We start from the raw sequence: 25,511 nt of genomic DNA on the forward strand, positions 1-25,511 counted from the left end.
TTTCTTTATGTATTTATTACAGACCGAAACCTCTTGGACGAGACGGTTTTACTACTCTACGTTTAACTACAGCCTTTCTAGGCGTTTCTTTTTGTTCAGGTATGGTTTCTATTAACTGTTCAGGCTCAATCGTTTCTGATGCATCTGGTGTATCGTCGATTGTCTGTCTGGCAACTATCTTCCGCCACTCATGCCATTTGATTTGTTCAATAACTTGCAGACGAGCACAATAGCCATAGTTAATACAGTCGAGTGCTTCATTTCGCACACCACCGGGTTTAACTGTCCAACGAACTGTATTACCTGAACGTTTAAGTTCTTCAGACATTAATTGCTCAAGATAATCATCAGGTACTTCCTGATCGGATATTTCGAGATGTACAGGCGTCTGTAATGTTGTTGACGTATTACGAACTATCAATTCCCTGATAAGGTCTTTGCCTTTGTTGACACCAATCATAAACAGACGATAACCACCTGATTTCGACTCTTTGGTTGGTACATAAGGTGCGTCAACAGAACTTGAACCTTTAATAGCGTGTAGATGCTTCCACTGAGAACAGAACCTGTAGATTGTTCTAGTTGCACGTCCGTTACCGGAGTCAACGTTAGCCCAAGCCATAGTTACTCTACGGCCAGAGACCGTTCTAAACGGTGCCTTTAAGAATGCCAGTAAATCTCTATATGCCGGGCTCTCAATAACTTCAGCGTTCATGGTCATGAAGCTACGGTGACAGATGATGTACAGAGCTTTTTCTGAGTGTCCGAGCAACGTAACTTCTAAGCGGTCTTGCTGTTGGTCAACTCCTGCCGTGAGGAACAACACATCATCTGGGATGTTGTTCACTCCAACGTCGGTTTTTAATTTCTCTAACTTGTATAGCTCTACGTCTTCGTTTAGATCGTCAAACGGCAAGCCAAGAACAGTGTTATAGAAAGTTGATAAACTGAACGATTGCCACGCTTGCTTATAGTCCTCCATCACAGAGCGTAAAGAACTCATCGGGCTGTATAGCCGTGAGATATGGAACCCAGCAATTCGTGAGTCAGGCTGAGTAATCACCCATTGCCCGTTCTTAACTGCTCTAGCTCGTTCACCATCAGAGATATGATGACCACATTCTGGACATTCCAGATATACGCTGTCTGTATCAGGAACAGACTTACCGTCAATTTTTACCCAAGAGAACTTAACGTTTCCCCAGATGAGTTCATGATAATGACCACAACTAGGACATGGGACGTGATACTTACGCTTATCAGATGCTTCGTACTGCGTATGGATAGCTCCATGCTTAGAAGTAGGCGTAGAACTAATAAAGATACGAGCGTCTTCACCGAACGTTGTTGCGCGGTTTTCAGCTATAACGATCGGGTTCCCTTCGTCAGTATCAGTTTCAACTGCGTCCACTTCATCCATAAGAATAAGAGGAAGTGTCTTACCGCGAAGATGACTAGGAGAGTTCAAACTCATGAAGTACCAGAACCCACCAGTCCTTAACTGAATCTGAGAACCGTTATTGACTGCGTTACGGTCATTCTTATCAGTTACGATTTTCTGCATCTCTGGTGATGCATCAATCATTGGGCGTATCTTGCCTGCTAACCATTGGCCTGTTTCTTTACCAGTTGATTGAAGTACCCCTGCGTTTCCTGGGTCATTAGCAGATTTGTAGAACAAAATCCCGTTCAGGATGGTTGTCTTGCCGATTTGGGCAGAAGTCTCGAATACAATTTTTCGTTTACGTTCTTTAACTACATCTATCATCCCTTTCTGAAATTCAAACAATTTCATTGGTTGCCCTGCGTATGGACCATCAGGGAATATAAGATTATGTTCAACCCATTCAGAAGGAGTGTAATCAGGAGGCGGTAGAATAAACTGTCTGGATTTTTTAATTATATTAAGAAGTTTTTGTCTGTTCATTTAGCCCAAGCTTCGCCTCAACGATTTTGAGGCGTTTATCAAGTAATTTAAATTTGACGTAATCAGCAATAAACAAGCCACCGAATGTGATGGCTCCAATAATTATTGTTGTCATTAGAATTCTTCCATTATGCCGATAACTTCAGCACGTTTTTTATACAACCATTCTTGGCATTTCTGGACTGACTCATCATCGTGTCGATATCCTTTGCCTTCAAAACTAAACTGAGCAAAGAAATTACCATCAGCTTTCTTGTAGATATTAGAAGGAAGACCATCAGATTTTTTATCTTGACGACGACTGATATTCCAATAACGTTTAATCAGACGAAGATTTTCAGGACGGTTATTTGTACGGTCAAAATCAAGATGGTCAACGTGATAAGACTCATCTGGAATATCTTTTTTCTTTGCGAGCATCCATACAATACGATGTGTATGAACAAATAAGTTCTTATCAGAAGAAGGAACACGAACTTGGCAATAACCACTTGGAAGAACTGTACCAGCAGGACGGGCGTTCTTTTTCCAAGCAATACCAGTTTTGGAAGATGAGTCAATTACGAAGAGCTTTTCTACCAGAGAATAAGGAATAGAGTTATAAGATTTAGACATTTTCATACCTGTTGTTTGTTAGTTGATTTGATACAGGTATTTATTACGTTGGAAATGAACGGAATTGCTTTAACTAGAAGTAGTGCTAAAGCACAATCTGGTTGGCTAATCTATCTGGTCTATCTATTACCAGTCTGATTAGTATTAATTGGAAGGACTAAGACCATTATACCAACAAGTTTTTATAGCAAATAACAAGTAGACGCGAAGCGTCGTTTCGGAACGAGCTTGCTCGTGGAGAAACAAGATAGAAACTGGTTGTTGTACTAGATGTTCTGGAATACATCCAGATTGATTTAACTGGTTTGGAATGGAAATATAAAGACAGGAACTAGTCTGGTACCAGATTTGATCAGGTTGATTCTAGATAGTACTTCCAGTATCAAACTAGTTTAGAAAGAATAATTGTGAAACTCGGAGAGGCTTTAGCCTCGACGATAGTCTTTGGTTCTGTACTGGCTTTTCACCATTGGTTTATAAAACTATTAGTCTATCCGCCCTTCGGGCGGAGTTTCACAATCTTTTTAGTGGAACTTCGTTAGAAGTTTGTATTGAAAGTTACTTGGAATAATGGACCACTTTTCTGTGGTTCATTGTTGAAAGTCTACTTGAAAACAAAGGTTAGACTATATTTAAAGGGGCAACAATGGTTTTAATCTCAATAACTTAGCAGCTGTTTTTGATGGACAAATTGCATTTTTCAGTTCAGAAATTGCATTCACTGGACAAATTGCATTTTTCAGTTCAGAAATTGCATTCACTGGACAAATTGCACTATGCAACTTCTATGGTATTTGAGATGTCAAATTTGTATAATCTGAATCCCATAGTTATGAAATGTGTTTAAAACTCAATAACTTGCACTAAAAATAATGCAATTTCTGATGTCAAAACTAATGACAGAAGTTGCATCTTAACCTCGTGACACTTATTCGTTTTGATTGAGTGTCATCTAAAATGTGTGCTAAACACCGTAATAAATATAATTGTATTAAGGATTGCGGTGGTCCTTAGCGTTGTTAAAGATTGAGATTCCATAGGTATTAACTCAAGGGTTCTTTGTGGTGGAGAGCCCTTTATGGTAATCCTTAGTGGTTGTGTTCACCGTTCGTCGGTAGTTCTCCTGTTGTTAGCTCATAAGACCCGGCTTCGGCCGGGCAGAGTGATTAATTAATCATTCAGGCTGAATTTCCAATCATATTAAATTCTTTAATTTCTAACAGTATTTTATACAACCTGAATAAAAATTCGCATATTTGAATAAAGCGCTTTTTTAAGCTGGCAGCAAGCGGATTTTAGGCTGAATATAGGCTGTTTTATTATTCAGTATGGTTCAAATCACACTCTTTGAGTATTGAATAAAAATTGAATAGGATATCTTTTTGAGCTAAAAATTAGTTATTGAGACATCTAAGAAACCGCCCGGATTAGTGTAATAAATATATCTGTAATCACGTTGAACACCTTCAACATTAAGTGATTTGGTTAAAAAGTAATCATATTAAAGGTTATTTGCTTTAAGATATCTTTGATATAATTACTCTATTAACACTCTGTGTTGTATAACCCCTCTCTTCGGAGAGGTTCTTTTTTAAAGCTGATGTCAAAAAATTGACTGGAGACAATAATGAAAACTCAAATGACCGGAACTGACGGACTTAAATACTTTGCAAATATCTTCTTCAACATGCCTGTTAAGGAGCAAGACAATTGGACAAGAGAAAAACTTGGTGTATCGGCAAGAACCTTTCGTCGCTGGTGTATCAAGCATGGTATAAAAAAACAAGTAACTATCATTTAAAAGGAAACCACAATGCGTATCTCAATCTTCGACCAATCAAATAAAAATATCGTTGTTTTTGTCAACGAAAACCGCCAAGTATCTGTAGTTAAATCATATGCTGAAACGCGTACTGAGTTAGTACGCTCTGTTAAAGACCGTTCAGCCAAAGCTCGTATCAAAGCTTGTGATGATAAAGGTCGCGGTCATTGGTACTACGCTGGCTATAAGTCTTCTGTGGAGGATAAAAACACTAAACACGTTATCGTCTTTATGGATGATAACCGTTCTCATGGTGTTGTGTTCTATCGTAATGGTAAGAACTTTGAGGAGTATAGAGCGGTAGCTGCTGCAAGCACTTCTAAGGGACGTACAGTATGGAATCTGCGTACTGAAGATGAAAACTCTAATGACCGTGTTGATGAGTTACAGTTAACTAACAGTTTCGCCAGTACTGAATTAACTCTTGAAGAAGCACTTAAAATCATTGAACAACAACGTAAAGAAATCGAAGACCTTGTTGCTCAACGTGACGCAGCTTATAAAGAACGTGATGAAGCTAAACGTATCCAAGCTAAACATTACGCCAAAAGCCAGATTGAAAGAAACAAACGTATCAACGCAGCTAAATCTAACTCTTCTGTTTTAGTAGAAGATATTGAAGCACAACTGGATAACTTTGTTGTTGAACCAGAAGAAAAACCTGAAATCGTTCTACCTGTTATTGAAGAGGTTTCTCCTGTAATGCCAAACGTTGAAACTCCTAAGTTAGAACCGATCAAGACAGCTAAGACTATTACTGAAGAAGAACTTCGTATGCTTCGTGTCCATAACCCAATGCTGTACAGCATTAAGCAAAATCAGATTAACTCTGGTGAACTTGTAGTTATCTAAGGTTTCAGTGTAATAAATATCTATATCAAATCAATGGAGAAAATATGAACGCTGACCAAGTACTTGATATTATCTATGAAAAATATCTCAACAATGAACTTTCTAAAGAAGAACTACTGAAACATGTTAAATTAATCGAAACAATTGAACTGATGTTCAATAAGGAAAAGAATGCCAACGTATAGTTATTACTGCCCTACTCATGGTGAGTTTGAGACAATCAGGAAAATCTCTGAGCGTGAAACCGCTCCTTGCAAAGACTGCGGGAAAATCTCTACTAAACTTGTAGATGCTCCATCAGGAATTCAAGACGGTTATTATAATCAGAACATGTCTATCAATCGTATTAAACAACCTTTTAGAACAGCACATCGTTAACAGGGGGATTCCGCCCTCAGGAGAACTTATGAAATTTCTTTTTGGATGCCTCTGTACTGTGCTAACAGCAGTATGGTTCTGTATCACAAGCGTATTATTTGTTGCTTTACTTCCAGTTTACCTAATCTTAAAACCACTAAGGAAAACCAATGAACATAGAACAGAAAGTAGACTTACTAATTAATGAACTTGAGCAATTCTCTTCTAATCAAGTAAAAGAGCTAATCAAGCTTCGCTCAATCTATAATAAAGAACAATCAGAGTATTGGGAGATAACTGCTAAGTTATGTAAAGAAAAAGCCCGGAGGTTAAAATGATTTTAAACGCTGATGGTGCGGATGTACTTGAAGTTCAGACAGGAATTACAGAGGAACAAATTGAGGAAATGGCCTACTCATACGGTAGGCCTTATAAGTACTACAAATATAGTTATTTCTATCAGAATGAAAATGTTATTCCAATAGCTTTTGAGTCTATACAAGCAGAGATTAAATTCTGGCACGTTATTGATAGACTTCAACCGAGTAGATTAATCGATATCGATATCAATTAAGTCTTGTTCTGGTTGTTCGGATTCGTCTTGATCGGTCTCTTGAATATCTTCTTGCTCAAACACTTCTGATACCTTTAGCAGTTCTTCATCGATGATTTCACGCAGTCGTTGTTTGAGGTCATCAACAGAGTCAGCGTGTTCAATCAAATCAATCGCGTGTTTTGAAGGAATAAGTCTTAACGTATCTTTTAGGTTAGCACAGAACTTATTAAGCTCAGACTGAACGTAATCAGTTGAGATTAACTCACCCGATTTTTCTTGTGCAGCGTACTGAGCTAAGTCAGCTTTAGCTTTTTGTTCGCGGAGTTTTTCAAGGTCCATCTCCTCTTTAACTGATGTGTTACGCAGCGGTTCAATTTTATTTTTGATAATCCATTGAGTACCCTCTTCTTCTGGAATTCCGTTAGGACTTTCAGAGTACGGTAGACCTTCAGCACGCCAAGCTTTAATCGCGTTGAATGTATAACCATAACGACGAGCCATATCAGCCATCGAGACATATTTTTTTCGAGCCATAGATTTTCTCCTGTTGTTTATTTAAATTAATAACTTAGTGCACCTACGATATTTATTAACGTGTGTCTATGATTTCACGAGACTGTAAACCCAGAAGTCCAACTTGAATTGCAATGGAATTAAAATTTTACAGGTCAACTAAAGGATGCGGTCCCGAAACATCCCGGCTCTCAGTCTGTCCCAAAATAATTAATGATTTTACCGCCAGGATTAACCAGATTAACCTGGAATGATTATTTTTCGAAAAGAATAATCTCCATCATTGAGCAAACTGAATGCCTTAGAATGTCTCTGAGGCGCTCTCTGATTGGTTTACGCTTTACAACTAGAAGTTTATTATCTAACCAAACAACATGAGGACACTTAAATGAAACAATTCTTAATCGGCGCAATCATTGCTTTATTATCAGCAACAGGATACATCTGCTATATTAACTTCTTCCCTACTACATATACTTGCACTTTAACTACTGAAGCTAATCGTTCAACTATTACTTCTACGGTTCAAGTAAAAGACCATAAGCATTGGTTTACTTTCCAAACTGACGAGCGTGTTTTCAACTCTGGTCTATTAAGTACTAAGAGCGATGATACTTACGGAGACGTTAAGTACAACCGTACTGAAACTGGTGAGTTTGTTAGTACCATTCGTAACGGTAAAAAGTATTTCATGCATGTCGATAAAGTAGCTCGTGCTGATCGGTACTTCGGTGCTTGTCGAGCTCAATCATCAAACTACATAAGGGACATTGTCCCTTATTGTTTAGCAATAAAATTAAACTCTGTTAATCCCGCAGTTTTCCAATAGTCAAGAGACTCTAAGACTTCTGCTGGCTTATCTGTTTTACTCCTTAGCACAACCCCAAGTTCAGTAAGATACTGAATACCCGTCTTAATTACTTTCTCTAAAAACAATCTAAAACGTGTTTGGTCGTCAGGGAACAATAAGTCAGTCTCTGATTCAAACACTCGATGATTCCCATCATTATCAACATATGTGTTTATTGCTGTTTCTAATACCCATATATTGCAGTACCACATAACTTTCTGCTCATCTGTTCTGTCTATAATGAACCTAATCTCAGGATTCCACTCTATAGACTTAGCTAACAGTTCTGGATGTATATGCCCTGCAAACTTATTACGTATGTATTTCGCAAACTCAAATTCCTTTGAAGCAGTTTTGTAGATTGCTGATAGATGAGGTGATTCCTTGTACAAACGTCTAATAGATGATTCAAAATCGACCAGATTAGACAGTGCAACAAAAGCTGATTTAAGTATCACCATCCCCGTCATGTCGTTGTATCCGTGCGCAACGAAATGCTCATCTGCAGCTACAAGATCTGCCCTAAGCAATTGGGACTTGACCAAATTATCTAACATAGATCCCACCAATTAGTTAGCGTTCAAATAATTACAAAAGGGACCCGTAGGTCCCTTTTACATTCTACGCCGATTAGCATCTTGAACAATATCAGCTAGGATTTTTTGTTGACGTTTCATTATCTGCATTAACTCACGTTCACCATTCACAGATCCAGAGATATGGATAGATGCATCGATTGGTTGACTGTCTGTTTTACCAGTCTGTTGTTTGCCTAAGAAGTCTTTTAGGTCTTGGTTCAACCGATTATCTACTACTCGCTCACCCTCTTGTAACAGATAAGTACCTGTGTTAGGAACATTATCGATACCATCATGGAATTGACCGAGAGACATAGATTTCATCTGCATTACTTCAGTAAGAACACGAGCGTATGATGACGCCGCCAGTGCATACCCTAATGGTCCTGGATATTTGGCCATAGCAGTCGTAGCAGACTCATGAGCGTTCATCATACCATTTGCAATAGCCACTCCTTTAGACACTGCAAACATTTCTTGAGCAGCTTTGTTGTTCTCACCTAACATACCTGTCATAGCCGAGCTTATGCCAGAAGTTAAATCATTAGCGATTTGAAGTTTCTGCTGTGCAGATTGACGTTCAATAGCTTGAGATTTAATAGCATACGCTTGGTCAAGACGTTGTTTCTGTTTAAGAAAATCATCATGCTGTACCAGACCAGCTTCATACATCGACTGGTTGTTCTCGTACAACATCTGGAATTGCTCATGAAGTTTCTGCTGCTGGAGCTGAATTTCTTCGTCTGAGGTAGTAAAGCCAATACTCGACAGGTCTTTTAGTTGATTTCCTTTTCCATCTATACCTACTTGAGCATCTTCAATAGCTTTCTGTTCAGCCTGCATTCTCTGAACTTCTTCATTGTACTGCTTCTGAGTGATTTTCTGATTTTCAAGAGACTGTTTAAGAAGTAACTCGCGAGTACTGTAATAGTCTTTTAACTTAGTAAGACTATCACCAAGTTCTTTACCACTCATTTCTCTGAACGAATTTTTATACTCGTCAGTGAGGTTCTTCATTATATTTTTGAATAACTCTGCCTGAGTGTTAACGTTCTGGATTAACTTAATTCCCTCAGCGTTATAATCAATCAGATTAGCACCAGACGAAGACTCAGATAATGACTGTAGACCTTTAAGAAGTTCTTGTTGAACTCTTAATTGCTCAGCAGCATTACGCTTAGCATCAGCAAGAGCCTTATCACGAGCGGCTTTAGCCTTAGCATCAGCTTTCTCTTTCTCTTCTTGTTGTTTCTTGAGGATGTTTTTTTGAGCAGCAGTTGCTTCTTCGGCTTGGTCAACAGATGTTTTAACATCACTAGCTAAATCAGCTGCCATCTGCTTAAGATTTGCGGCGCGTTGCTTAGAAGCTGTTGTATATCCTTCATCATCAACGCCATCAATCCAACGGTTAAGTTTAGCGATACCGTTATCACCGCCATACCAGAACTGCTTAAGAGCGTCCATGATATCCGTCTTCGTCCATTCTTTATTAAACAAAGACCACAGGTCATTGATTTCAGCAACTAATGGAGTAACAGCCTTAACCGTCAGGTCCTGAACATTACTATTCAGGGTATTGATATTTTTCTGGAAGTTCTTGTATTCCTCAGAAGTTTCTTTGGTGATATTAGCGTGTTGTCTATTAATACTGTTAAGAGCTTCTTGTGTAGAACTGTACTTCTCAAGAGTCGTAATTAAATGACTTGAATCACTCGCCATTGTTTCCATTGCGTTAGTGATTTCAGCATGAGATTTACCAGCTTCTTTCATTTTATAGAAAGTATCAATTACAGCTTTGATACCACCTTCAGCATCACCAGCATATTTGGTATATTCTTGTAGTTCTATACCCCATTCTTTCAGGTCATCAGCTACACCACCGCCACCGTTTCTGAATGAGTCACCAAGTTTATCCATTGCATCTTTGTTGATATCACCGAACTTCTCGGCTTCCATCCCAGTATCTTTGAACTGATTCTGGAGCTTTTGAAGCATCTCAACAGATACACCTGTGTTTGTACTAATCTGATTAAGCGTATTAACCGTATCCGCTGCTTTATTGATTGCTGCGAGTCCAGCACCAGCCGCTAACCCTGCTACGCCAAGAGCACGTAAAGCAGGGTTCATTGTGTTTATGGTATTAATACCACCTTGGAGACTACCAAGTGGTCCGGTTAAATTACTGAACAACCCTCCGGCGACCTCATTGAGTTTGTTCAGTTCATCCATAGATTTATTAACGGCCGTTGTTAGACCTTTGTTGTCGCCATTAATTTCTACGTCATATCTAGAACGTGCCATTATCCCACCTTATTTGATTGACTTTCTAGCTTTAGCCAGAAGTTCAGGTTCAAACATACTTTCAAGAGCTTTTCGTTTACGTTCTTGCTCTTTCTGTTTTTCTTTTTGAAGTTCCTCAGGACTTTTGAATACTTTATCCTTCAACAGATAGAAATCTTTCATATTGATTTTCTTACGGCCTTCAGCAGTAAGATTAGGATTAGAAGCTATTACACTATGCGCCAGACGCGCCTGATAGAAATCGTTCATGACAGGACCTTGAGGCTCAATGAAAGTATCGAACAGATATACCATGTAGAATTCTTTCATACTCATGGAGAGTATTTCATCTCCAGTGAGTCCTTTACGCATCATGGTCCTGAATTTGAACATTAAAAAATCGTTGGCGCGTATTACTTTTCCAGTTCTTCTACAGTTTCAGTAAAGATACTTGCGCGAGTAACGGCACCAGCAAGTTGAGCGCGAACAGTCGTATAAAGAGCTTTGACTTGCTCAAGTGAGTCGAAAACTTTAGAGCCATCTTCATGTTCGATGCATTCCAAAATCATGATGTCGTTTCGGTCTTCTTTATCTTTACCCTGATAGAAAGCTTCACCAAATTCAGATACAGTCATTGGACGAGCATAGAATTTAAAGCCATTCAGTTCTACTGCTTCACGTTTCGGACTAAGAGCAGCAATCATTTCTTCGAAGTTAAATTTAGACATTTATTTTACCTTTAGTTAGTTTATAGGTGTATTTATCAACTGTAAGAACTAAAGGTTCCTGTCCGAATAACTTCAGTTACTCGACGTGCACGATTAGGTGTCTGTCTTGCCCACTTACTATCAAGCCCTTCATCAGCAGCAGCCTCATAATTACCAACTTTGAGGTACTGAATCATTTTCGTGAACTTCAACACACCAGTTAGCCCTAACTGGAACACCATGTTCACCAGAGCAGCCCTACGAGGTCCATTCATCTGAATGTATATGGAACTCAATTCTGAGCGGGAAATGTCCTGGAGTGCCCTAGAAATGTCCTGATTGAACAGCTGTTCTGACTCTGATTTAGAGATAACACCAGAAGTAACTCGGTTTAGTTCTTTATCAAGACGAGCGATGGCTTGTTCCTTAGATGGGTTTTTAGTCAATAAATGACCAATACCAACAGTCCAATATCCTTCAGTGTCTTTATAAACTTGTAGTTTCTCGCCTTCATCAAAGCGGAGCATTTCATATAATGTCATACGGCCTCTTATTTTCTTATTAAATAGATTTGTATACGTATTTAATAAGAGGCTCTTATGTTATCTAACACTAACGTTAAACTAACTGACGTTAAATTAACGTCTAATGCTCCGTTTTTTGGGAACAGAGCAGTTTCAGGAAAATACCAACGAAGATACACAGGCATTCAGTACTACGACTTAGAATTTAACGCTAACTATATGGCTAAAGATATTTCAATAGTTCAGAACTTTATTGCCAAGCATATGTATGGACGTCCTTTTGAATTTAATATCAGCTATGCTGGTCAATACACTGGTACAGCTCGCGGTTCTGTTAATACAACACAGACCATTCAACCCGGCGCTCGACAGATTGTAGTTAATGGTTTCTCTGGTACATTGGAAGCAGGGACAATCATACAGTTTGAAAATCATAAAAAACTTTATACTGTAACTGAAGATGTTGTTTCAGGGAAACCAATGAAGTTATTCCCTGCTTTAATAAAGAATGTTCAGAATGGCGAGACTGTTAAATATCAGAACCCTCGTGGTGAGTTTATTCTGACGAATGACTCTATACCTTACGATTTGAAAAGCATTAGTAAAATATCATTCACAGCAACGGAGAACATCTAATGTCTGAGATTAATAATATCAAACAAAGATTTGAAGAGTTATGCAAGAACCCTGATTTTATCAGTGCATATAACGATTTTAATGGCAAAAGTCTTGCCTCACTAAGTCTTAGCCAGTTGTTTTCTGTTGGTACTTTGTTTCACTTCGTGAGTATCAAAACTCATGATAATCAAGAACTACTCATTACAGATGCTTACTTTGATGTTCAATATCAAGGAAAAACTTATCTTGCTACTGGTGATTTTACGGATATTAGTACCATTCAAGAAAGTAAAGAGATTAATAACACTGGTATGACAGTTCGTCTATCAAACGTGCGGACTGAGTATATCAGTCTTATTCGTTCCAAAGCTCTTGATAACTCTGAAGTAAAAATTGATATCGGCTTTATTAACCCAAACAACGGTTCAGTTCAGACGAGTTTTAACATCTTTACTGGTGTCATTGATAAGTTAAGTATTCAACTTGATTATAATGACGCAGAATGTAAGAACGAAACAGAAGCAACTTTAGATAGTATCTGGGCTGTACTTGAAAAATCAGCTCGTAATCATGCATCAGATGGTGTCCATCGTGCTTATCCAGGTAATGAAAATGACAGTTTCTTTGCTCGAATTGGTAAGTGGAATAGTGAAGCACGTTGGACGTCAGTCAAATAAAAAGGACCGTTAGGTCCTTTTTATCAAAAGCAATCATTAATCATAGATTTCACCATTTTTCTTTAGAAGTAATAACGCTTCTTCCATGCGCTTCTTGTCAAAAGTGGCCTTCTTCATAAACTCAATAAAAGAATCTGCTTCAAATCGATTAAAACCATTGTCCAATCCCTCAAGCAATCCAGTTAGTTGGGAATGAGTTAATCTAGCCAAGAAAGCACGTGCTCTGATTTCAGGTATTGGACGCTTATCATGACATGTAGGGCAAAGTGCTCTAAATGCGCTCAGAGGATACTCCCATGGTTCATAACCTTTGCTCATCGTCGTATAATAACAATGATGAGCTTCGAGACGTCCCACTGCTCCACAATCTTGGCAGTGATTCCCCGCTTGTTTTTTAACTAACTCGGATTTCCTTAACCACCGAGGATCACGTAATTTAGAACGGTAACTTCCGGTCTGTCTTCTGTAGTCATAGTCATCTACAGGATAAAATCCAACGCTCCAGCTATAACCTTGTTCATAGAAGAACCCAAAGGATTCGACCAAATCCTCAAATTCAGTTGTGTCACAGCCATAATTAAGCAGATGGAATAATCCACTACCATCGATCACAAGCACCATTACCGCATCATTGTGAAAATCCTCTCCACGTTCTTTCCACTCCCTTTGAGTATAGAAAGTTGCATCATCAAATACGCCCTCTTTAATAGCCCATTCGGTTAATGCATATTTCATTCTTTCTATATTGTTCAACATATGATGACCTCAACCCGTTTTATACAAGAGTTCATTTTATCAGCAGAAGTAAACAATAAAATGGAAATCTATGGCTCAGGACTGAATTGTAGTATTTTTTGAACCGAGCCATAAAACACACTCCAGCTAACTCATTGTATTTTAATCAATAAGCCTAAATAAGGATCGATTCTTAAAGTTATCATAGAATGACTCCCTCGTTTGATAGTACAAATCACATATGCTTGAGCAATAGTCTGTGTTCTCGAACTTCCAGCACAGGTTGTTAATCGTCATCATTGAGACGAATGCTCCAAACTCTCTGTTGTTCAGAATAGCATCTGATTGATTACCTGGATTGATTACGTAATATGCAGTGTCATGCAGCGGGTGATAGATTAATCCCGGAAAATCCAATGAAGCCCATTCTTGCTCAACAAAATTCTCACAGAACCTTCCCGCAGTATGACTAAACAACCGCTCAATCACTGGCAGTAGATGTTCAGTGATGCCTACTTTCAAGAACTCGTCTTTGAACTTCTGGTCCATCAGTTATCTCCTTTAAAAGCATATGTAGTACCTTCCGCAGTGATGGTTCTCACCGCTGCCAACTTCCCGTTTCTGTACAACTTAGTAACAGCTTTAGTACGCCCTATCCTTGTGTACTCAACGATCGAGTTCACAGTATCAAATAAAATATCTTCAAAGCGGCTTTCCATGTTAACTCCTTGATAAACAGTAAGTTTTGCTCGGAGTTTTAATATAATCCGTGTGTGCACACGCGTACACCAGAACTGTATGGATATACAGTCATAAGCCGTTAAGTTATTGAGATTGATTGAAATATTCTTTTGTCAAAATGAAACCGTTCTTCAGGTAATAGTTCTTTCATATACCCGCCATCGCGCCCTTGCCTGAGGCGGCATAAATGCAACAATGCAGAAACATTATTATTACAGGAGAACGGCGAATGATGACCACGGCTGAGGGGGGGCTGGCCTACCAGCGCTGGCTGGCGACGATCAATCAGGTCTGCGGCCATTTCGCCGCCCGGCCGCTGGAGGGACACTTTCACGGCGAGATTGACGCCCGCTACGCCGGCAGTCTCAAAGTCAGCACGGTCACCGCCGCCGGCGTCAATCTCTACCGCACGCGCAATGAGATCAAACGCGATAACGACGCCTGGTTCTATACTGTGTTTCAGCTCGCCGGCGAAGCGGTGATCGAACAGGACGATCGCCAGGTGACCCTGGCGGCGGGGGATATCACGCTGATCGACGCCGCCCGCCCGTGCTCTATCGTCTGGCAGCAGACCTCGCGTCAGGCTTCGCTGCTGCTGCCGCGCCAGCGGGTGGCGCCGACGGGCGAGATCGCTACCGCCTGCCGGCTGGACAAGTCTCTGCCGATGGTGCAGCTCAGTCAGCGCCTGCTGCTGGAGAGTATGGGCGGCACGACGCTCTCCGCCAGCGAGAGTGAGGCGGCGCTGGACGCGATCGCCTGCCTGTTGCGCCCGGTGCTGCGCCAGCGCGAGCCGACCCCGTCCCGGCGGGACCAGCAGTTTCAGAAGATCATTGCGTTAATCGACGCGTCCATTCAGTCGGAACACCTGCGGCCGGAGTGGCTGGCCAGCGAGACGGGAATGTCGGTGCGCAGCCTCTACCGGCTGTTTGCCGACAAAGGGCTGGTAGTGGCGCAGTATATTAAGAACCGGCGGCTGGATCTGTGCGCCCGGGCGTTACAGAACGTCCATGACGACGAAAAGCTGGCGGGGATCGGCTACCGCTGGGGCTTCAGCGACCACAGCCATTTCTCCACCGCCTTTAAGCAGCGCTTCGGCGTCTCGCCGGGCGAATACCGTAAGCGCTGCCGCTAACTATTTGCGCAGCCACTGGCCGTTCAGCCCCTGGACGTACTCCCCGGGCTGAGCGCGGGCCACCAGCTTCTGTCCGGCCATTTTCGCTACCTCATCCACCGGCAGATTGTTGTCATCCGCCAGCTGCTGGTAGCTTTCACTGCGCGCGGCGTTAATCTGTTTCACCAGCGCCAGCGTCTCTTTATCCTGACGCAGCGGCGCCAGATAGCCGTTCAGCGTCTCCCCCACCCGCCCCTGCTGGCGCGCTTCGTTCAGGGTCAACGCCAGCGCGGGCGCGCTGAGCAGAGTCAGCGCCAGCGCTGCGGTTAACAGTCGTTTTCTCATCGTCGCCTCAGAACAAATCGCTGCGGGATTTCAGCAGGTTTTCCACATCCTTATCGACCTTGATATGGATCTCATGCTCAATTTTGACATTCATATTGATGGTGATGGGCTCTTTCGACGCCGCAATTTCGATACGCGGCGTACAGCCGGCGAGCAGCATCGACGCCACTATGGCCAGTAACAGCTTCTTCATTTAGGTTCCTTACATGTCTTACCGTCCGTACAGCGCCGCACGGGCAGCGTGGCATTTTGCTCAAGCCACGCCTGTAAATTGTCGCCGAAGCGTAAACTGCGCCACAGATCGAAAATATTCTCCTCATGAGCGTAGTTTAAATGCACGGTACTGCTTTTCCCGTCCACCCGGCTGGTGCCGTTGATGGCGGCCTTAAGCGTCAGCACGCCCAGATTGTTGAGGTTAATCTGCGTCGATGAACGGGAGATCTCCATATAGCGCAGCCAGTTGATCGCCGCCCCGGCGGAGACGTTGTCCGCCACCAGCGCATCGGCGGTGTCTTTATCGAGCCGCAGCGTCATCGGTCCGTCATTGCGCAACCAGCCGTCGTGGATAATCCATTGATTGTTCTCCAGCCACAGCGGCAGCGCGCCGCTCACCGCCCCGGACATGGCGAACTGCTTCACCTTGACCGCGCTGGTCAGTTCGCTGCTGGAGATGTGCTGCAGACGGATCAGCGCCGGGTCGCGCTGCGGCATGCGCAGCTGCAGCAGGGTCAGCTTGCCGCCTAACAGGTCGACGCTGACGTCGCTAAGCTGCAGCGGATTGGCCTCGCTCCATGGCCAGGTGCCCTGCAGGTCCGCCGTCAGGTTGCGCGCGGTGACCTGGTTGACGATTTCGCCAATGCGCAGGGAGACCGGACGGCGGGTGCCCAGCTGCCAGTGGCCATCGCTGAAGCGGAACGGCAGAACGAAGTCGACGCCATTGATCTGGTTATCCGGCATCCAGGCGCTGCCGCCCTTCAGGACGCCATGACCGCCCGCCTCAAATCCCTGCCCGGCTGCTGCCGAGAAGGCCACCTGCGCATAGAGACTGCCTTCGCGCAGGTTCATCTTCCAGTCCGGCGGCACCAGCGGCTGGAATACCGTCAGCGACTGTTTAGGCCACCAGGCCTGGCCGCGCAGCCGTTCGCCATCCCAGCGCCCGGTCAACCGCACCGGGCCAATGGTATCGGCGTGCAGCGCGCCGGTGAACTGGAACCACGTCGGATCCCGGCCGTCGAGAGCGAATTTCAGCGTCGACGCCGGGAGATAGCTGCCGCCGGAGAAGGTGGTTTTTGCCGCATCCAGCGACAGCGTGCCGGTCAGCCGCGGATGCTCAGCGTCGCGCAGCCAGCGAATCGGCTGCTCGAGGGTCAGACGCGGCGTGCTGACCCGCATCGTGCCGTACTCGAGCTTATCGAAGCCAGTGGAGAGGCTGCTCAGCGTAATGGCATTGTCCCGCCACTCACCGCTGCCCTTCACATCCCAGCGCGCCTGCATTGGCGTGAAATGCCCCTCGCCCCAGTAGCGCCACTGCCAGCGGCCGCTGTCGGGCAGAAAATCGTTCGCCAGCCCGTCCAGGTGCAACGTAAAGTCGCCCATCTGCTGCTCATGGGCGCGGAGGATCGCCTGCAGGCGGCCATCGACGCCCTGCTGGGTGACCTTCACCCCGGCCAGCGGCCAGCGGATTTCGTCAATGTTCAGCGCGTCGATCACCCGCCCGCGCGAACGCAGTAGCGCCCCGGGGTGAAACGCCAGCTGCGGGCTGACCAGCGACCCGCTGAGCTGGGCCGGCAGCGCGGCGTAAAAGATCATCTCCCCCAGCTTGGCCTCGCCGGTGAGCCGCAGCGGCAGGTCGCTGTTATCCATGCTTAACTTGCCCGGGCCGATATTCAGCACCGCGTTGCCTTTGCCGGCATGCCCCTCGGTGAGCACATTTAAGCGGCCGCTGACGATCATCTGTTCCGTGCCCTGCTGCCAGTCACCGACCGACAGCGCCACGCGGCCGCTCAGCGGATACGCCTCGTAGCGGGTGCGCCAGCGGCCGTCGCTGATGGTGATCCGTTCCGGGGTGATCTCCCACGGCAGGTCGAGAATGGGCTCCACCTCGCCGCGCGGGGTGACCAGCAGCTGGCCGCGATTATGCTGCCACGCCAGCTCGGCATCGATCCATTCTGCAGTCTGCGGGAATTCGAAGGTGCCCTGCATCTGGCCATCGACCGGCAGGCCATCCGGCACCAGCGGCAGATGGAAGGTCCCCACCAGCTTCACCGGCGGCTGATCGTCAGTCAGCCTGGCGCTGAACTGGCTGACAGTGAGCGCCTGGCCGCGCAGGCGCGCCTGCAGGCTCAAATCGTTTCCGGCGAAGCCGATATCCTGCTGCGCAGGCGTCAAGGACATCACCAGCCGCCCCTGCCATTTTTCCCACGGCGACAGCCGCAGGTTCTCAATGGTTAACCAGCTGTAGGGCAGCATTGATTGCCATTCGGCGAGGGTGCGCGGCGCCCCCGGCGCGGGATCGCTGGCCGGCAGTTTGCTCAGGCAGGCGCTGTTGATCTCCAGCTGGCCAATATGCAGCCGCCAGCGGCTGGGGCGCGAGAGACGGGCATCGGTCACCCGGGCGAGTTCACAGTCGCCCACCAGATAGCGCAGATCGGGGATCAGCAGGGCGGAGCGCGTAAGACGCGGGCTCTCCTGCAAAGCGATATGAGTCCCCACGGGCAGCCAGATGCCCGCCAGCGTCGGCACCCAGTGGGTCAGCGTCAACAGCAGGGTTAGCGGCAGTAACACCAGCGCTAGCACCAGCGCGATGGCGGCTTTATATTTACCCTTCATGGGCAGTTAATATCCTGATTCAACATAAGTAAAAGCCGAAAGGCGCCCATTGTGACACGTTCGACCAGTGAGTGAAAGTTTGCGACCTGTTAAAGCATAGTTGCCAGCCGGTATCGCGGCGCGGCGATCGCTCGTCACTATTTAGCTTTTGTTTAAGCGCTACCTGCCACACTCCAGCCAGTTCGGTTTTGCTTGCGGGAGAGACAGTGTCGTTAATTATCTCGCTCATTGAGAGCGCACAGGGCCACTATCCATTGGTATTACTGATGGTTTTCCTGCTCACTTTCACTAAATCCTGCGCGCTGGTGTCGCTGGCGATCCCGGGCACCTCCGGCCTGCTGCTGCTGGGGACATTCGCTTCCGCCAGCCTCGGTCATTTCCTGTTAATGTGGTCCAGCGCCAGCCTCGGCGCCATCGGCGGATTCTGGCTCTCGTGGTGGTTAGGCGTTCGCTATCGTCACCGCCTCACGCAGTTGCGCTGGCTGACCGCCGAGCGGCTGGCCCGCAGTCGACTCTTTTTTCAGCGCCGCGGGCTGTGGGCGGTCTTTTTCAGTCGCTTCCTCTCTCCCCTGCGCGCCACCCTGCCCCTGGTCAGCGGCGCCAGCGGCCTGCCGCTGTGGTCGTTTCAGCTGGCTAACGTCACCTCCGGTCTGCTGTGGCCGTTTCTGCTGCTCTCCCCCGGCGCTTTAAGCCTGAGTTTGTGGTGAAAAAACTTTGTCTTTCAAAGAGATTCCGCAAATCCGCGATATGCTCTAGAATTAGGATAAGCACCTGCTATTTAAACTATTTTTTAATAATTGTACGATAATTTTAAATATGCTACCGTGACGTTATAATCACTGGAGAAAAGTCTTATGAAAATCGCGGTTTACAGTACGAAGCAGTACGATAAAAAGTACCTGCAGCACGTTAATGATACCTACGGCTTTGAACTGGAATTCTTCGACTTCCTGCTGACAGAGAAAACCGCCAAAACCGCCCACGGTTGCGAAGCGGTATGCATCTTCGTCAATGACGACGGCAGCCGTCCGGTGCTGGAGGAGCTGAAGGCTCACGGCGTGAAGTATATCGCCCTGCGCTGCGCCGGGTTTAACAACGTCGACCTCGAGGCGGCGAAAGCGCTTGACCTGCGCGTCGTGCGCGTCCCGGCCTACTCGCCGGAAGCGGTCGCTGAACATGCGATCGGCATGATGATGTCGCTTAACCGCCGCATCCACCGCGCCTACCAGCGTACCCGTGATGCCAATTTCTCCCTCGAAGGCCTCACCGGTTTCACCATGTACGGCAAAACCGCCGGGGTGATCGGCACCGGGAAAATTGGCGTGGCGATGCTACGGATCCTTAAAGGCTTCGGCATGCGTCTGCTGGCTTTTGACCCGTACCCAAGCGCCGCCGCGCTGGAGCTGGGGGTGGAATATGTTGACCTGGCCACGCTGTACAAGGAGTCGGACGTGATCTCCCTGCACTGCCCGCTCACCGATGAAAACTACCATCTGCTCAATCGCGAGGCCTTCGATCAGATGAAGGACGGGGTGATGGTGATTAACACCAGCCGCGGCGCGCTGATCGATTCCCAGGCGGCCATCGATGCCCTGAAGCACCAGAAAATCGGCGCGCTGGGGCTGGACGTTTATGAGAACGAACGCGATCTGTTCTTCGAAGACAAATCCAACGACGTGATCCAGGACGACGTCTTCCGTCGCCTCTCCGCCTGCCACAACGTGCTGTTTACCGGCCATCAGGCGTTCCTCACCGCCGAGGCGCTGATCAGCATTTCGGAGACCACCCTGGGCAATCTGCAGCAGGTCGCCAACGGTGAAACCTGCCCGAACGCTATCGTCTGACTCCTTTCCCTTTTGTGCTCCTCTCCCCGGGGGAGCACATTCAGATAATCCCCACAGATCCCCGCTGCGATACCGTTACACTGGCTTTGTTTTATTAGTAATGTGAATGTTTTGGAGTAAAAATGAACAAATTTGCGGCATTACTGGCGGCAGGGTTGCTGCTGTCCGGCTGTGTCTATAACAGTAAGGTGTCCACCGGCGCGGAACAGCTACAGCATCATCGTTTCGTGTTGACCAGCGTCAACGGCCAGGCAGTGAACGCGGGCGACCGGCCGCTGGAGCTGAGCTTCGGCGAGAAGATGGCTCTTACGGGCAATATGTATGTTTCGGGCAATATGTGCAACGGCTTCAGCGGGGAAGGTAAGGTGTCGGACGGCGAGCTGAAGGTTAAATCGCTGGCGATGACCCGGATGCTGTGCCACGATGCCCAGCTCAATACCCTTGACGCGACCATTGGTAAGATGCTGCGCGAGGGCGCGCAGGTCGATCTGACGGAAAACCAGTTGACGCTGGCGACCGCCGACCAGACGCTGGTCTATAAGCTCGCCGACCTGATGCACTAGCCGGCGTGGTGAACCCGCTGCGGGGTTGCCATTAATAGCCGCAGCTTCCGCCCGCCAGCGCCTGCTCGCTGCAGCGTTTACCGTTCGGCAACGCGCACATGCCAATCGCCGAACCATCGAGCTGACGAGCTACCGATAACGAGCCGCCTATCATGGCGCAGTTGTCCTGACCGGCGTCGCTCATCGCCGCCCGCATTCCTGGCGTGACGTGCGCCGCCGTGGCCTGCTGAACGGGTTCACTACTGCACGCCGACAGCAACAGCGCCGCACATCCCACTAATATCGCAGCTCGCATTTTCTCTCCCCTCGGAAACGTCTTAAAAAGCAAACCCAAGAATAATAGGCAGCGTGGCGCGCGGCGTCGAGAGGGGAAGTACGTATTTATGCGTCTCATTAACATTTTCTAGCAAATTTCTGCCTAAAGGTTGATCTCCCCCGGGTTCGCCACCGGACAATCGCTGGCCTTCACGCCCTGGAAAGCCACTTTCTCCGCGAACCGCGCAAAATATTGATCTGGTCACGGGTGGCCGCCGCATTGAGGACACAAATGCAAAAATGGCGGCATCAACGGTTTGCTAAACTACCTCTTATATAATTACAGGGCGCGTCGCGGTTTTACGCGTCCATTCTTTTGCGCAATGTAAGGGTGTCTTCCTATGATTACTATTGATGGTAATGGCGCGGTCGCTTCCGTCGCGTTTCGCACCAGTGAAGTTATCGCCATCTACCCGATCACGCCCAGTTCAACGATGGCGGAACAGGCCGACGCCTGGGCCGGCAATGGGCTGAAAAACGTCTGGGGCGATGTGCCCCGCGTGGTCGAAATGCAGTCGGAGGCAGGCGCCATTGGCGCCGTACATGGCGCGCTGCAGACCGGCGCCCTCTCCACCTCCTTTACCTCATCGCAGGGCCTGCTGCTGATGATCCCCACGCTGTACAAACTGGCCGGCCAGCTGATGCCGTTTGTCCTGCACGTCGCCGCCCGCACCGTCGCCACCCACGCGCTGTCGATCTTCGGCGACCATTCCGATGTGATGGCGGTCCGCCAGACCGGGTGCGCCATGCTGTGCGCCAGCAGCGTTCAGGAAGCGCAGGATTTCGCGCTGATCTCGCATATCGCCACTCTGCAAAGCCGGGTGCCGTTTATTCATTTCTTTGATGGTTTCCGCACCTCGCACGAAATCAACAAAATCGCCCCGCTGGCGGATGACACGATTCGCGCCCTGCTGCCGCAGGAAAAAATCGCTGAGCATCGCCAGCGCGCGCTCAATCCGGAACACCCGGTGATCCGCGGGACCTCGGCCAACCCTGACACCTACTTCCAGTCGCGGGAGGCCACCAACCCGTGGTACGACGCGGTTTATGATCATGTCGAGAAAGCGATGGATGACTTCGCCGCCGCCACCGGCCGCCAGTACAAACCGTTTGAGTTTTACGGCCATCCGCAGGCGGAACGCGTCATCGTCATTATGGGCTCGGCCATCGGCACCTGCGAAGAGGTGGTCGATGAGTTGCTGAGCCGCGGCGAGAAAGTCGGCGTGCTGAAGGTCCGCCTCTATCGTCCGTTCTCCGCCGCCCACCTGCTGGCAGCGCTGCCGGAGAGCGCCCGGGCGGTGGCGGTGCTGGATCGCACCAAAGAACCTGGCGCGCACGCGGAGCCGCTGTATCTCGACGTGATGACCGCCCTGGCGGAAGCCTTTAACCGCGGCGAGCGCGAGACGCTGCCGCGGACCATCGGCGGCCGCTACGGTCTCTCTTCCAAGGAGTTCGGTCCGGAATGCGTGCTGGCGATATTCCATGAGCTGCAGGCCGCCCAGCCGAAGCCGCGCTTTACCGTCGGCATCTATGACGACGTGACCAACCTGTCGCTACCGCTGGGCGAAAATACCCTGCCGGCAGAGGCCAAGCTCGAAGCGCTGTTCTACGGCCTCGGCAGCGACGGCAGCGTGTCGGCCACCAAAAACAATATCAAAATCATCGGCAACTCCACCCCGTGGTTCTCCCAGGGGTACTTTGTCTATGACTCGAAGAAGGCGGGCGGCCTGACCGTCTCCCATCTGCGGGTCAGCGAAAAGCCGATTCGTTCTTCGTATCTGATTTCGCAGGCCGATTTCGTTGGCTGCCACCAGCTGCAGTTTATCGATAAATACCAGATGGCCGAGCGGCTGAAGCCCGGCGGCATTTTCCTGCTCAACACGCCGTACAGCGCCGATGAAGTCTGGTCCCGCCTGCCGCAGGAAGTGCAGGCTACCCTGAATCAGAAAAAAGCGCGTTTTTACGTGGTCAACGCGGCGAAGATCGCCCGCGAATGTAGCCTCGGGGCGCGCATTAATACCGTGATGCAGATGGCCTTCTTCCATCTGACTCACATCCTGCCTGGCGACAGCGCGCTGGCGGAACTGCAGGCGGCCATCGCCAAAAGCTACAGCAGCAAAGGTCAGGAGCTGGTGGAACGTAACTGGCAGGCGCTGGCCCTGGCCCGCGAGTCCCTGGCGGAAGTGCCGCTGCAGCCGGTGAATGCCAGCAGTCCGAACCGCCCGCCGGTGGTCTCCGACGCCGCGCCGGATTTCGTCAAAACGGTCACCGCCGCCATGCTGGCCGGCCTCGGCGATGCGCTGCCGGTCTCCGCCCTACCGCCGGACGGCACCTGGCCCATGGGCACCACCCGCTGGGAGAAACGCAACATCGCCGAAGAGATCCCGATCTGGAAGGAAGCGCTTTGCACCCAGTGTAACCACTGCGTTGCCGCCTGCCCGCACTCGGCAATCCGCGCCAAAGTGGTCGCGCCGGAGGACATGGAGAACGCCCCTGCCAGTCTGCACTCGCTGGACGTTAAATCCCGCGATATGCGCGGGCAGAAATACGTTCTGCAGGTCGCCCCGGAAGACTGCACCGGCTGCAACCTGTGCGTGGAAGTGTGCCCGGCAAAAGATCGCCAGAACCCGGAGATCAAGGCCATCAATATGATGTCGCGCCTGGAGCATGTTGAAGAGGAGAAAGTGAATTACGATTACTTCCTCAACCTGCCGGAAATCGACCGCAGCAAACTGGAGCGTATTGATATCCGCACTTCGCAGCTGATCAGCCCGCTGTTTGAATACTCCGGCGCCTGCTCCGGCTGTGGCGAAACGCCGTATATCAAACTGCTGACCCAGCTGTATGGCGACCGGATGCTGATTGCCAATGCCACCGGCTGCTCATCCATTTACGGCGGCAACCTGCCCTCGACCCCGTACACGACCGACGCCAACGGCCGCGGCCCGGCGTGGGCCAACTCGCTGTTTGAGGATAACGCTGAATTCGGGCTCGGCTTCCGCTTAACCGTCGACCAGCATCGCCAGCGCGTGATGCGCCTGCTGAGCGAATTCGCCGACCAGCTGCCGACAGAGCTGAACGCGGCGCTGCATGCCGAGGCGACGCCGGAAGCGCGCCGCGAACAGGTGGCAGCCCTGCGTCAGGCGCTGGCCGGCGTGCAAGGCGCTGAAGAGCTGCTGACCGATGCCGACGCGCTGGTGGAGAAATCCGTCTGGCTGATCGGCGGCGACGGCTGGGCCTACGATATCGGCTTCGGCGGTCTGGACCATGTGCTGAGCCTGACGGAAAATGTCAACATTCTGGTGCTGGATACCCAGTGTTACTCCAACACCGGCGGCCAGGCGTCAAAAGCCACCCCGCTGGGGGCGGTCACTAAGTTTGGCGAGCACGGTAAACGCAAGGCGCGCAAAGATCTTGGCGTCAGCATGATGATGTACGGTCATGTCTATGTGGCGCAGATTTCGCTGGGCGCGCAGCTGAACCAGACGGTGAAAGCGATTCAGGAAGCGGAAGCCTATCCGGGGCCGTCGCTGATCATCGCCTACAGTCCTTGTGAAGAGCATGGCTACGATCTGGCGCTCAGCCACGATCAGATGCGTCAGCTGACCGCTACCGGCTTCTGGCCGCTCTACCGCTTCGACCCGCGTCGGGCGGAAGAAGGCAAGATCCCGCTGGCGCTGGACTCCCGCCCACCGTCAGACGCCCTGGCTGAGACGCTGCTCAATGAGCAACGCTTCCGTCGCCTGAATGCGCAGCAGCCGGAAGTGGCGGAGCAACTGTGGAAAGACGCTGCCGCCGACCTGCAGAAGCGCTACGACTTCCTCGCCCAGCTGGCGGGCAAAGCGGAGAAATCACCGAGCGAGAGCTGAGGTTATTTTTCTCCCGCAGCCATAAAAAAAGCCCGAACATAAAGTTCGGGCTTGTCGTTTTACCGATAAACAAAATCATTCCGCAGAATGAGACGGCAAATAAAAATGCTTGGCATGACAATAAAGGCATATAACGCCCGAATAATACGCGATCAATCTGGATATGTATAATTTTTATTTTGTATATTATTTGTAGATATATTCACCATAATTATCACCATTACTTCAGACGTATTTTATTTAGATTTTACTTATATCGTAACAATTGAGTCTTACCATATCT

The 25,511-nt window shown here is 48.0% G+C and carries 30 protein-coding genes; 14 read left to right on the top strand and 16 right to left on the bottom strand.

Going from position 1 to position 25,511, the window contains the following annotated elements; translation table 11 throughout:
• Positions 1-16 precede the first annotated feature (16 nt).
• The 3 genes from L2I46_RS17515 to L2I46_RS17525 are packed head-to-tail and all read right to left on the bottom strand — an operon-like array spanning position 17 to position 2,542.
• Entirely contained in the window at positions 17-1,927 is a 1,911-nt protein-coding gene (locus L2I46_RS17515) for a terminase gpA endonuclease subunit (protein WP_236948077.1), read from the bottom strand.
• Positions 1,905-2,042 carry a hypothetical protein gene (locus tag L2I46_RS17520; protein WP_168734022.1) on the bottom strand — a complete coding sequence of 46 codons (138 nt, stop codon included), beginning with the start codon at positions 2,040-2,042 and terminating at the stop codon, positions 1,905-1,907. The genes L2I46_RS17515 and L2I46_RS17520 overlap by 23 nt, the downstream gene beginning before the upstream one ends.
• Complete coding sequence (locus tag L2I46_RS17525) at positions 2,042-2,542, bottom strand: HNH endonuclease (protein ID WP_159204651.1); 501 nt, start codon at positions 2,540-2,542, stop codon at positions 2,042-2,044. The genes L2I46_RS17520 and L2I46_RS17525 overlap by 1 nt, the downstream gene beginning before the upstream one ends.
• Positions 2,543-4,169: 1,627 nt before the next feature.
• Between L2I46_RS17525 and L2I46_RS17530 the strand changes: the two genes are divergently transcribed.
• From L2I46_RS17530 to L2I46_RS17550, 6 genes are all read left to right on the top strand, one after another.
• On the top strand, positions 4,170-4,343 hold the full coding sequence (locus L2I46_RS17530) for a hypothetical protein (protein ID WP_168734024.1): 174 nt from the start codon (positions 4,170-4,172) through the stop codon (positions 4,341-4,343).
• Positions 4,344-4,355: 12 nt separating this feature from the next.
• A complete protein-coding gene (locus L2I46_RS17535) occupies positions 4,356-5,216 on the top strand; it encodes a hypothetical protein (RefSeq protein WP_236948078.1) in 861 nt (286 codons plus the stop codon).
• Between the two features lie 44 nt (positions 5,217-5,260).
• On the top strand, positions 5,261-5,401 hold the full coding sequence (locus tag L2I46_RS17540; RefSeq protein ID WP_168734025.1) for a hypothetical protein: 141 nt from the start codon (positions 5,261-5,263) through the stop codon (positions 5,399-5,401).
• Positions 5,388-5,594 (top strand): FmdB family zinc ribbon protein, encoded by a 207-nt coding sequence (locus L2I46_RS29770; RefSeq protein WP_032427763.1) that lies wholly within the window; start codon positions 5,388-5,390, stop codon positions 5,592-5,594. Before L2I46_RS17540 ends, L2I46_RS29770 begins: the two co-directional genes overlap by 14 nt.
• Positions 5,595-5,743: 149 nt before the next feature.
• Positions 5,744-5,911 (top strand): hypothetical protein, encoded by a 168-nt coding sequence (locus tag L2I46_RS17545; RefSeq protein ID WP_168734026.1) that lies wholly within the window; start codon positions 5,744-5,746, stop codon positions 5,909-5,911.
• Positions 5,908-6,147 carry a hypothetical protein gene (locus L2I46_RS17550; protein ID WP_236948079.1) on the top strand — a complete coding sequence of 80 codons (240 nt, stop codon included), beginning with the start codon at positions 5,908-5,910 and terminating at the stop codon, positions 6,145-6,147. Before L2I46_RS17545 ends, L2I46_RS17550 begins: the two co-directional genes overlap by 4 nt.
• Here the strand turns inward: L2I46_RS17550 and L2I46_RS17555 are convergent.
• Positions 6,124-6,663 (bottom strand): hypothetical protein, encoded by a 540-nt coding sequence (locus L2I46_RS17555; RefSeq protein WP_236948080.1) that lies wholly within the window; start codon positions 6,661-6,663, stop codon positions 6,124-6,126. The two genes, L2I46_RS17550 and L2I46_RS17555, sit on opposite strands and share 24 nt — an antisense overlap.
• Positions 6,664-7,030: 367 nt before the next feature.
• Between L2I46_RS17555 and L2I46_RS17560 the strand changes: the two genes are divergently transcribed.
• Positions 7,031-7,471, top strand: a complete 441-nt coding sequence (locus tag L2I46_RS17560; protein WP_236948081.1) for a hypothetical protein — start codon at positions 7,031-7,033, stop codon at positions 7,469-7,471.
• On the opposite strand, the gene L2I46_RS17565 is transcribed toward L2I46_RS17560, so the two are convergent.
• The 5 genes from L2I46_RS17565 to L2I46_RS17585 are packed head-to-tail and all read right to left on the bottom strand — an operon-like array spanning position 7,420 to position 11,599.
• Complete coding sequence (locus L2I46_RS17565; protein WP_236948082.1) at positions 7,420-8,049, bottom strand: hypothetical protein; 630 nt, start codon at positions 8,047-8,049, stop codon at positions 7,420-7,422. The two genes, L2I46_RS17560 and L2I46_RS17565, sit on opposite strands and share 52 nt — an antisense overlap.
• A 57-nt stretch (positions 8,050-8,106) precedes the next feature.
• Positions 8,107-10,371 carry a hypothetical protein gene (locus tag L2I46_RS17570; protein WP_236948083.1) on the bottom strand — a complete coding sequence of 755 codons (2,265 nt, stop codon included), beginning with the start codon at positions 10,369-10,371 and terminating at the stop codon, positions 8,107-8,109.
• Positions 10,372-10,380: 9 nt separating this feature from the next.
• On the bottom strand, positions 10,381-10,722 hold the full coding sequence (locus tag L2I46_RS17575) for a hypothetical protein (RefSeq protein WP_134914114.1): 342 nt from the start codon (positions 10,720-10,722) through the stop codon (positions 10,381-10,383).
• A 41-nt stretch (positions 10,723-10,763) separates the two neighbouring features.
• Positions 10,764-11,078 (bottom strand): hypothetical protein, encoded by a 315-nt coding sequence (locus tag L2I46_RS17580; protein WP_023279964.1) that lies wholly within the window; start codon positions 11,076-11,078, stop codon positions 10,764-10,766.
• A gap of 35 nt (positions 11,079-11,113) precedes the next feature.
• Positions 11,114-11,599 (bottom strand): glycoside hydrolase family protein, encoded by a 486-nt coding sequence (locus L2I46_RS17585; RefSeq protein ID WP_236948084.1) that lies wholly within the window; start codon positions 11,597-11,599, stop codon positions 11,114-11,116.
• Positions 11,600-11,656: 57 nt separating this feature from the next.
• Here L2I46_RS17585 and L2I46_RS17590 point away from each other — a divergent pair, with 57 nt between their 5' ends.
• Positions 11,657-12,217, top strand: a complete 561-nt coding sequence (locus L2I46_RS17590; RefSeq protein ID WP_236948085.1) for a hypothetical protein — start codon at positions 11,657-11,659, stop codon at positions 12,215-12,217.
• Entirely contained in the window at positions 12,217-12,876 is a 660-nt protein-coding gene (locus L2I46_RS17595) for a baseplate hub domain-containing protein (protein WP_236948086.1), read from the top strand. Before L2I46_RS17590 ends, L2I46_RS17595 begins: the two co-directional genes overlap by 1 nt.
• 36 nt (positions 12,877-12,912) lie before the next feature.
• Here L2I46_RS17595 and L2I46_RS17600 read toward each other — a convergent pair whose 3' ends face one another.
• The 3 genes from L2I46_RS17600 to L2I46_RS17610 form a co-directional block, all read right to left on the bottom strand.
• Entirely contained in the window at positions 12,913-13,632 is a 720-nt protein-coding gene (locus L2I46_RS17600; RefSeq protein WP_236948087.1) for an HNH endonuclease, read from the bottom strand.
• 141 nt (positions 13,633-13,773) lie between these two features.
• On the bottom strand, positions 13,774-14,160 hold the full coding sequence (locus L2I46_RS17605; RefSeq protein ID WP_088402462.1) for a hypothetical protein: 387 nt from the start codon (positions 14,158-14,160) through the stop codon (positions 13,774-13,776).
• Entirely contained in the window at positions 14,160-14,330 is a 171-nt protein-coding gene (locus tag L2I46_RS17610) for a hypothetical protein (RefSeq protein WP_023279958.1), read from the bottom strand. The genes L2I46_RS17605 and L2I46_RS17610 overlap by 1 nt, the downstream gene beginning before the upstream one ends.
• 251 nt (positions 14,331-14,581) lie before the next feature.
• Here L2I46_RS17610 and feaR point away from each other — a divergent pair, with 251 nt between their 5' ends.
• On the top strand, positions 14,582-15,484 hold the full coding sequence (feaR, locus tag L2I46_RS17615; protein WP_236948088.1) for a transcriptional regulator FeaR: 903 nt from the start codon (positions 14,582-14,584) through the stop codon (positions 15,482-15,484).
• Here feaR and L2I46_RS17620 read toward each other — a convergent pair whose 3' ends face one another.
• The 3 genes from L2I46_RS17620 to L2I46_RS17630 are packed head-to-tail and all read right to left on the bottom strand — an operon-like array spanning position 15,485 to position 18,637.
• Positions 15,485-15,808: a YdbL family protein gene (locus tag L2I46_RS17620; RefSeq protein WP_023289434.1), complete on the bottom strand. Its 324-nt coding sequence runs from the start codon at positions 15,806-15,808 to the stop codon at positions 15,485-15,487.
• A gap of 7 nt (positions 15,809-15,815) precedes the next feature.
• Complete coding sequence (locus L2I46_RS17625; RefSeq protein WP_004204017.1) at positions 15,816-16,001, bottom strand: YnbE family lipoprotein; 186 nt, start codon at positions 15,999-16,001, stop codon at positions 15,816-15,818.
• Positions 15,998-18,637, bottom strand: a complete 2,640-nt coding sequence (locus tag L2I46_RS17630) for a YdbH family protein (RefSeq protein ID WP_236948089.1) — start codon at positions 18,635-18,637, stop codon at positions 15,998-16,000. The genes L2I46_RS17625 and L2I46_RS17630 overlap by 4 nt, the downstream gene beginning before the upstream one ends.
• A 206-nt stretch (positions 18,638-18,843) precedes the next feature.
• Between L2I46_RS17630 and L2I46_RS17635 the strand changes: the two genes are divergently transcribed.
• From L2I46_RS17635 to hslJ, 3 genes are all read left to right on the top strand, one after another.
• On the top strand, positions 18,844-19,344 hold the full coding sequence (locus L2I46_RS17635; protein ID WP_023289432.1) for a DedA family protein: 501 nt from the start codon (positions 18,844-18,846) through the stop codon (positions 19,342-19,344).
• A gap of 147 nt (positions 19,345-19,491) precedes the next feature.
• Positions 19,492-20,481, top strand: coding sequence for a 2-hydroxyacid dehydrogenase (locus L2I46_RS17640; protein ID WP_065805961.1), 990 nt, complete (start codon positions 19,492-19,494; stop codon positions 20,479-20,481).
• Positions 20,482-20,603: 122 nt separating this feature from the next.
• Positions 20,604-21,044 carry a heat shock protein HslJ gene (hslJ, locus tag L2I46_RS17645; protein WP_048334938.1) on the top strand — a complete coding sequence of 147 codons (441 nt, stop codon included), beginning with the start codon at positions 20,604-20,606 and terminating at the stop codon, positions 21,042-21,044.
• Between the two features lie 31 nt (positions 21,045-21,075).
• On the opposite strand, the gene L2I46_RS17650 is transcribed toward hslJ, so the two are convergent.
• Entirely contained in the window at positions 21,076-21,339 is a 264-nt protein-coding gene (locus tag L2I46_RS17650; RefSeq protein WP_236948090.1) for a putative hemolysin, read from the bottom strand.
• Positions 21,340-21,700: 361 nt separating this feature from the next.
• Between L2I46_RS17650 and nifJ the strand changes: the two genes are divergently transcribed.
• On the top strand, positions 21,701-25,228 hold the full coding sequence (gene nifJ / locus L2I46_RS17655) for a pyruvate:ferredoxin (flavodoxin) oxidoreductase (RefSeq protein WP_049015193.1): 3,528 nt from the start codon (positions 21,701-21,703) through the stop codon (positions 25,226-25,228).
• The last annotated feature ends 283 nt before the right edge of the window (positions 25,229-25,511 follow it).

Source organism: Klebsiella sp. 2019SCSN059 (genome assembly GCF_021739525.1).
GTDB classification, from domain to species: domain Bacteria; phylum Pseudomonadota; class Gammaproteobacteria; order Enterobacterales; family Enterobacteriaceae; genus Klebsiella; species Klebsiella quasipneumoniae.